Raw genomic sequence first — 7,313 nt, 5'->3', positions numbered from 1 at the left:
CACGCGTTCTACCTGGACTACGTGAACGTGAAGCCCGAGTACGTGAAGGCGTGGTGGAACCTGGTGAACTGGGCCGATGTCCAGGCCCGTTTCCAGGCCGCGAGGACCGGGGCGTCGAGCCTGATCACCCCCGGCCACTAGCCACCCGACCGCGCACCATCCGGCGCGTCATCGGCTGCAGGAAGCCACCACGCGCTGACCGGCGGGGCAACCCCGCGTCACGAGTGCGTGCGGGAACGCAGCGCTGAGTAAGGTTGGAGCCGTGCAGGGAGAGATCCCCGCACGGCTCCGAACGGATGTCCGGCTCCGCAGGGAGCCCGCAGGACCCGATCAACGTCGGCACGAAGGGGTGCCCGGTACAAGATGTATTCGTCGCCGGCGTCACCCGAGAGGGAGTGCCGACGGCACCACCTATCAAGGAGATGGAAACCCGTGACTACCCGTGTTGGAATCAACGGCTTCGGCCGCATCGGCCGCAACTACTTCCGCGCCGCCCTGGAGCAGGGTGCCGACCTCGAGATCGTGGCCGTCAACGACCTCACGAGCCCCGAGGCCCTCGCGCACCTGCTGAAGTACGACTCCGTCACCGGTCGCCTGAAGGCCTCCGTGGAGGTCGACGGCGGTGACCTCGTGGTCGGCGGGAAGCGCGTCAAAGTGCTGGCCGAGCGCGATCCCGCGAACCTCCCCTGGAAGGACCTCGGTGTCGACATCGTCATCGAGTCCACCGGCTTCTTCACCAAGGCCTCCGACGCGCAGAAGCACATCGACGCCGGTGCGAGGAAGGTCCTGATCTCGGCTCCCGCCTCCGACGAGGATCTGACCGTGGTGCTCGGCGTCAACGACGGCGACTACGACCCCGAGAACCACCACATCATCTCGAATGCCTCGTGCACCACCAACTGCCTCGGTCCCCTCGCGAAGGTGCTGAACGACTCCTTCGGCATCGAGCGCGGCCTCATGACCACGGTGCACGCCTACACGGCCGACCAGAACCTGCAGGACGGTCCCCACAAGGACCTCCGCCGTGCGCGCGCCGCCGCGATCAACATGGTCCCCACCTCCACGGGAGCGGCGAAGGCCATCGGCCTGGTCCTGCCCGAGCTGAAGGGCAAGCTGGACGGCTACGCCATCCGCGTCCCGGTCCCCACCGGCTCCGCGACGGACCTGACCGTGACGGTCGGCCGCGAGGTCACCGCGGACGAGGTCAACGCCGCCTACAAGGCAGCAGCTGCCGACGGCTCGCTGAAGGGCTACCTGTCCTACACCGAGGACCCCATCGTCTCCTCGGACATCGTGACGGATCCGGCGTCGTGCATCTTCGACTCCGGCCTGACCAAGGTCCTCGGCAACCAGGTCAAGGTCGTCGGCTGGTACGACAACGAGTGGGGCTACTCGAACCGCCTGGTCGACCTGACCGAAATCGTCGCGGCAAAGCTCTCCTAGGCGGATCCGCCCGTGGCCTACGCATCGCTCGACGACCTGCTCGCCGAGGGCGTCCGGGGACGTCGCGTCCTCGTCCGCTCCGACCTCAACGTCCCCCTCGAGGGGGAGGTCCCGTCCCTGACGGTGACCGACGACGGCCGTGTCCGCGCGTCCCTGCCCGTCCTGCGCAAGCTGGTCCAGGCAGGGGCGGCCGTGATCGTGATGGCACACCTCGGCCGGCCCAAGGGGGCGCCCGAGGCGAAGTACTCCCTAGCGCCGGCTGTCGACGTCCTCCGCGAGCTGGCCGACTTCCCGGTCCGCCTCGCGACCGACACCACGGGCGAGGGGGCGCGGAGCGCTGCCGCCGCGCTGAAGGAGGGTGAGGTGCTCGTGCTGGAGAACGTGCGCTTCGACGCCCGCGAGACGAGCAAGGACGACGGCGACCGCACGGCCTTCGCGAGGGAGCTGGCCGAGCTCGCCGGCGAGGACGCTGCGTACGTGGACGACGCCTTCGGTGCCGTGCACCGCCGGCATGCGAGCGTCTTCGACATCGCAGCGCTGCTGCCCGCCTACCAGGGGGACCTGGTCAGGGCGGAGCTCGTGGTCCTCGAGCGGCTGACGAAGGACCCGCAGCGGCCGTTCGTCGTGGTGCTCGGGGGGTCGAAGGTCTCGGACAAGCTCGCCGTGATCGAGAACCTGATCGGCACCGCCGACCGCATCCTTGTGGGCGGCGGCATGGTGTTCACGTTCCTCGCAGCCCAGGGTCACCGCGTCGGCGCCAGCCTCCTCGAGGAGGACCAGATCGGGACGGTGCGAGGCTACCTCGAGCGTGGCCCCCGGGACGGCACGCAGTTCGTGCTGCCGACGGACATCGTGGTGGCGGAGACGTTCGCCGCGGATGCCGGCAGCAGCGTGATCGCCGCCGACGCCATTGAATCGGGGCCGTACGGCGCGGGGGGTCTCGGGCTGGACATCGGTCCGGTGACCGCGCAGGACTTCGCGGCGAACATCGCCGAGGCGAAGACGGTCTTCTGGAACGGCCCGATGGGCGTGTTCGAGTTCGATTCCTTCGCCGGAGGCACCCGCTCCGTGGCCCAGGCGCTCGTCGATGCGCAGGGCGCCGGTGCCCTCACCGTCGTCGGCGGTGGCGACTCCGCCGCAGCCGTCCGGGGGCTCGGCTTCGCCGATGACCAGTTCGGGCACATCTCGACCGGTGGCGGTGCGAGCCTCGAATACCTCGAGGGCAAGGAACTGCCCGGCCTCAGCGCCCTCGAGCGCGGGTAGGGCCCGACGGGGCCGGTCCGGATCCGTCCGGCGGTCCCGATGCACGATCCACACCGGCGGGATCCGGAGCCCCAGGGCACCGGATCCCGCCGCCATGACACGACCATGATGGAGAAGACGATGACCACCTCGACCAACGGCGCGTTCGATCGCCGGCCGCTCATCGCGGGCAACTGGAAGATGAACCTGGATCACATGCAGGGGATCACGTTCCTGCAGAAGCTCGCCTGGACCCTCGACGACGCCGGCCACGACTTCTCACGCGTCGAGGTCTCGGTCTTCCCTCCGTTCACCGACCTCCGGGGCGTGCAGACCCTCGTGAAGGGCGACAACCTCGAGGTGGTCTTCGGCGGACAGGATCTCTCACCCGAGGACTCCGGTGCCTACACCGGCGACATCTCCGGCCAGTTCCTCGCCAAGCTCGACTGCACCTACGTGCTCGTGGGCCACTCCGAGCGCCGTACCATCCACCACGAGTCGGACGAGGTCCTGAACCGCAAGGTGCAGGCGGCCTACCGCCACGGCCTCGTGCCCGTCCTGTGCGTGGGTGAGGGACTCGAGATCCGTCAGGCCGGCACGCACGTCGCCCACACCCTCGAGCAGCTGCGCCAGGGCGTCGCCGGTCTCGATGCGGATCAGGCAGGAAAGCTCGTCGTCGCCTATGAGCCCGTCTGGGCCATCGGGACGGGCGAGGTCGCCGGGCCCGAGGACGCGCAGGAGATGTGTGCCGCCATCCGCGCCGAGCTTGCAACCCTCTTCGACGCCGACACAGCGGCGAAGACACGCCTGCTCTACGGCGGATCGGTCAAGGCCGCGAACGCCGCGAGCATCCTGAAGGAGCGCGACGTCGACGGCGTGCTCGTCGGCGGTGCGAGCCTCGACGTCTCCGAATTTGCTAGTATTGTCAGGTTCGAACAGCATCTGGTGACAGACTAGTTCCTGTGCCTGCCGCTCCGACGAGCGGCTTTCCGAGCCTTGAAAGGGCCCCGTGGACATCCTTCGTATCATCCTGCTCGTCCTGCTCGGGATCACCAGCCTCCTGCTGACCCTGCTGATCCTGCTGCACAAGGGCCGTGGTGGCGGAATGTCGGACATGTTCGGCGGCGGGATGACCTCGAGCATGGGATCCTCCGGTGTAGCCGAGCGCAACCTCAATCGCTTCACGGTGGCACTCGGCCTCGCCTGGGGAGTCGTGATCGTGGCACTCGGCCTGATCCAGCGGTTCGCCGGCGAATCCTGACCCTTCCGGGAACGACAGGAGAGCCCCCGCTTCGACGAAGCGGGGGCTCTCTTGTCGTTCCCGAGGTGGCGGCCGTCAGCCGGCCTGCTCCTCGTCGTGGTCGATCAGCCGGCCGGGGAGCTTCTGGGCCGCGTCCTGATCGATGAGCCACAGGGTCTTCCGGAGCCCGCGTGCGCCGGCGGCCGGCACCTGGACGTGGCCGGCGCCCGCGAGGGCGAGGCCCACGGCGCCGGCCTTGTCGCTGCCGCTCACCGACAGCCAGACCTCCTGGGCGGTGTTGATCGTCTCCAGCGTCAGGGAGCCGCGTTTCGGCGGTGGCTTCGGCGCATCGGCCACGCCCACCGTCGTCGAACCCTTCGTGCGGATGCCCGCCATCTCGGGGAAGAGCGAGGCGATGTGGGCGTCCGGCCCCACTCCCAGCAGGAGGACGTCGAATCGGGGGAGTCGGGGATCCGTCTGCACGGCATCAGGATCGGCGTCGAGCTCGGCCTTAGCGGCAGCGGCGAGCTGGACCGCATAGTCCGCTGCTGCGGCATCCTCGTCGTCGAACGCATCGCTCGCACCGAATTCGTGGACCTTCGCCGGATCGACGCCGACCTTGTCCAGGAGGGCCGCACGGGCCTGGACGGCGTTCCGCTCGGGATCGTCGGCCGCGAGGAAGCGCTCGTCACCCCACCAGACGTGCACGTTGGACCAGTCCACGGCGGTGTGCGCCGGGGACTCGGCGACCGCCCTCAGTGCCGCGGTACCGATCGAGCCGCCGGTGAGCACCACGGTGGCGGTGCCCCGGTCGCTCTGCACGTCGACGAGTCTCGTGATGAGCCGGGCCGCGACGGCTGCCGCGAGCGAGGTCTGGGACGGATGGATGCTGACTTTCGGTTCAGCGCTCACTCGTTCGTACACTCCTCAGGTTGGTGCGGGACAATCCCTCGGTGATGACCTCGCCGAAGACCTCGTCCGGGTCAAGGCGCCGCAGCTCCTCCGCGAGGCAGTCACGCAGCCCGCGGCGGGGTAGCGAGATGCGCTGCACCGGCTGGTCGGGCTGGTACAGCTCGGCGACGTCGTGACCGGGACGGTGCAGTTCGATGTCCCCGCCGCTGCGCTTCAGCCGGACCCGCTTCAGGCCCGTGCCGGCGGGTCCCGCCGCGATGGTGACGGGGGCGTCCAGCGTCATGGTCAACCACGCCGCGAGCAGGACGGTGCTGGGGGAGTCCGAGGCGCCCTCGACCGTGACGGCGGTGACGGGCTGGTCACCCTTCACCTGGTCCATGACCGCCGCGAGCTGGATGCGCCAGTTCGTCAGCCTCGTCCAGGCGAGATCGGTGTCCCCGGCCGTGTACGTGCTGCTGATGGTGAACAGGGCCGCTGTGGGGTCCTCCTCATTGGCGGAGTCGGTGATGCGACGGTGCGCGATGCTGCCGATCGACGTCTGCGCGGCGGCTTCCGGCGCGCCATGGGGCCACCAGGCGACGATCGGCGCATCCGGGAGCAGCAGGGCGGAGACGAGCGATTCGTTCTCGTCCGCGAGGTCGCCGTACCCGCGCAGGACGATCACCTCGGAGGCGCCGGCGTCACCTCCCACCCTGATCTGGCCGTCGAGCCGGGTCGGCTCGTCCGGCGATCCCTCGGCGAGGACGATAATGCGGCACGGATGCTCGCGGCTCGCGTCGTTCGCCGCGTCGATCGCCTCCTCCTCGTACCCGGAACGCGTGATGACGACGAGTGTGAGGACCCGCCCGAGCGCGACGACGCCACCGCGCTCACGCATGGCCATCAGTTCCTTGGACACCTTCGAGGTGGTGGTGTCCGGCAGTTCCACGATCATGGCCTTCTCCAGGTACGTCCATCGGCTGCGAGCAGCTCGTCGGCGGATGCGGGGCCCCAGCTACCGGGCACGTAGGGCTCGGGCTGGCCGTCGAGGGTGGCCCAGTACTTCTCGAACGGGTCGAGGATCTTCCACGACAGCTCGACCTCCTCCTGGCGGGGGAACAGCGGTGGTTCGCCGAGCAGCACGTCGAGGATGAGGCGCTCGTACGCCTCGGGACTGGACTCCGTGAAGGAGTGGCCGTACCCGAAGTCCATCGTCACGTCGCGCACCTCGGTCTGGGTCCCGGGGACCTTGGACCCGAAGCGGATGGTGACGCCCTCGTCCGGCTGGACGCGGATGACGACGGCGTTCTGACCGAAGTCCTCCTCGTTGTGGTCCCGGAACAGCAGGTTCGGTGCCCGTTTGAACACGACGGCGATCTCCGTCACCCTGCGTCCGAGGCGCTTCCCCGCGCGCAGGTAGAAGGGCACCCCGGACCACCGCCGGGTGTTGATGTCGAGGCGGAGGGCCGCGAAGCTCTCCGTCGTGGAGTCAGCGGGGATGCCGTCCTCCTCGAGGAACCCGTTGACCCGCTCACCGCCCTGCCAGCCTGCCTCGTACTGTCCGCGGGCGGAGCGCCCGGACAGGTCCTCCGGCAGGGAGACGGCCGCGAGGACCTTCTCCTTCTCGGACCGCAGGTGGTGGGCGTCGAAGGAGATGGGCTCCTCCATGGCCGTGAGGGCGAGCAGCTGCAGGAGGTGGTTCTGGATGACGTCACGTGCCGCTCCGACGCCGTCGTAGTACCCGGCGCGGCTGCCGATGCCGATGTCCTCGGCCATGGTGATCTGCACGTGGTCCACGTAGTTGGCGTTCCACAGCGGCTCGAAGAGCTGATTCGCGAAGCGCAGCGCCAGGATGTTCTGGACCGTCTCCTTGCCGAGGTAGTGGTCGATGCGGAACACGGCATCCGGAGGGAAGACCTCCTCGACGATGCTGTTCAGCTCGCGCGCCGACTCGAGGTCGTGGCCGAAGGGCTTCTCGATGACCACCCTGCGCCACTCGCCGTCGTCGGGCTGGGCCAGGCCGTGCTCGGAGAGCTTCTGGCAGACCGTCTCGAAGGCGTTGGGCGGGATGGAGAGGTAGAACGCGTGGTTGCCCCGCGTTCCCCGGCTCGCATCCAGTTCCTCGATGCACTCCTTCAGGTCGCGGAAGGCGTCGTCGTCGTCGAACTCCCCCCTGACGAAGCGGATGCCCGCCGAGAGCTGCTCCCAGACCGTCTCGTTGAACGGCGTCCGGGCATGCTGCGTCACGGAGTCCCGGACCTGCTGGACGAAGTCCTCGTTGCTCCAGTCCCTGCGGCCGAAGCCGACGAGCCCGAAGCTCGGGGGCAGGAGGCCCCTGTTCGCCAGGTCGTAGATCGCCGGCATGAGCTTCTTGCGGGCCAGGTCGCCCGTGACGCCGAACAGGACCAGGGACGAGGGTCCCGCGATCCTGCTGAGCCGGCGGTCACGGGGGTCGCGGAGCGGATTCCCGCCACGGGTCGGTGCGCTGTCAGCCATC

8 protein-coding genes are annotated in these 7,313 nt (G+C 69.0%); 5 read left to right on the top strand and 3 right to left on the bottom strand.

Annotated elements, in window-relative coordinates; translation table 11 throughout:
- The 5 genes from ASF21_RS15975 to secG form a co-directional block, all read left to right on the top strand.
- Positions 1-141, top strand: a 141-nt coding sequence (locus ASF21_RS15975; protein ID WP_321166905.1) for a Fe-Mn family superoxide dismutase, incomplete at its 5' end; no start/stop codon positions are given.
- A 291-nt stretch (positions 142-432) separates the two neighbouring features.
- Positions 433-1,443, top strand: a complete 1,011-nt coding sequence (gene gap, locus ASF21_RS15970) for a type I glyceraldehyde-3-phosphate dehydrogenase (RefSeq protein ID WP_055773523.1) — start codon at positions 433-435, stop codon at positions 1,441-1,443.
- A gap of 12 nt (positions 1,444-1,455) precedes the next feature.
- Entirely contained in the window at positions 1,456-2,706 is a 1,251-nt protein-coding gene (locus ASF21_RS15965; protein ID WP_055773520.1) for a phosphoglycerate kinase, read from the top strand.
- Positions 2,707-2,826: 120 nt separating this feature from the next.
- Positions 2,827-3,642, top strand: a complete 816-nt coding sequence (tpiA, locus tag ASF21_RS15960; protein ID WP_055773531.1) for a triose-phosphate isomerase — start codon at positions 2,827-2,829, stop codon at positions 3,640-3,642.
- A gap of 52 nt (positions 3,643-3,694) precedes the next feature.
- On the top strand, positions 3,695-3,946 hold the full coding sequence (gene secG / locus ASF21_RS15955; RefSeq protein ID WP_055773518.1) for a preprotein translocase subunit SecG: 252 nt from the start codon (positions 3,695-3,697) through the stop codon (positions 3,944-3,946).
- Positions 3,947-4,021: 75 nt separating this feature from the next.
- Here the strand turns inward: secG and pgl are convergent, their stop codons facing one another.
- The 3 genes from pgl to zwf are packed head-to-tail and all read right to left on the bottom strand — an operon-like array spanning position 4,022 to position 7,312.
- Positions 4,022-4,837, bottom strand: a complete 816-nt coding sequence (gene pgl / locus ASF21_RS15950; RefSeq protein ID WP_055773517.1) for a 6-phosphogluconolactonase — start codon at positions 4,835-4,837, stop codon at positions 4,022-4,024.
- Entirely contained in the window at positions 4,827-5,771 is a 945-nt protein-coding gene (locus ASF21_RS15945) for a glucose-6-phosphate dehydrogenase assembly protein OpcA (RefSeq protein WP_055773516.1), read from the bottom strand. The genes pgl and ASF21_RS15945 overlap by 11 nt, the downstream gene beginning before the upstream one ends.
- Positions 5,768-7,312, bottom strand: a complete 1,545-nt coding sequence (gene zwf / locus ASF21_RS15940) for a glucose-6-phosphate dehydrogenase (protein WP_055773515.1) — start codon at positions 7,310-7,312, stop codon at positions 5,768-5,770. The genes ASF21_RS15945 and zwf overlap by 4 nt, the downstream gene beginning before the upstream one ends.
- Position 7,313: the final 1 nt, after the last annotated feature.

It is taken from the genome of Arthrobacter sp. Leaf234, from assembly GCF_001422665.1.
Classification (GTDB): domain Bacteria; phylum Actinomycetota; class Actinomycetes; order Actinomycetales; family Micrococcaceae; genus Arthrobacter_D.
This window is presented reverse-complemented; position numbering and strand designations above follow the sequence as displayed.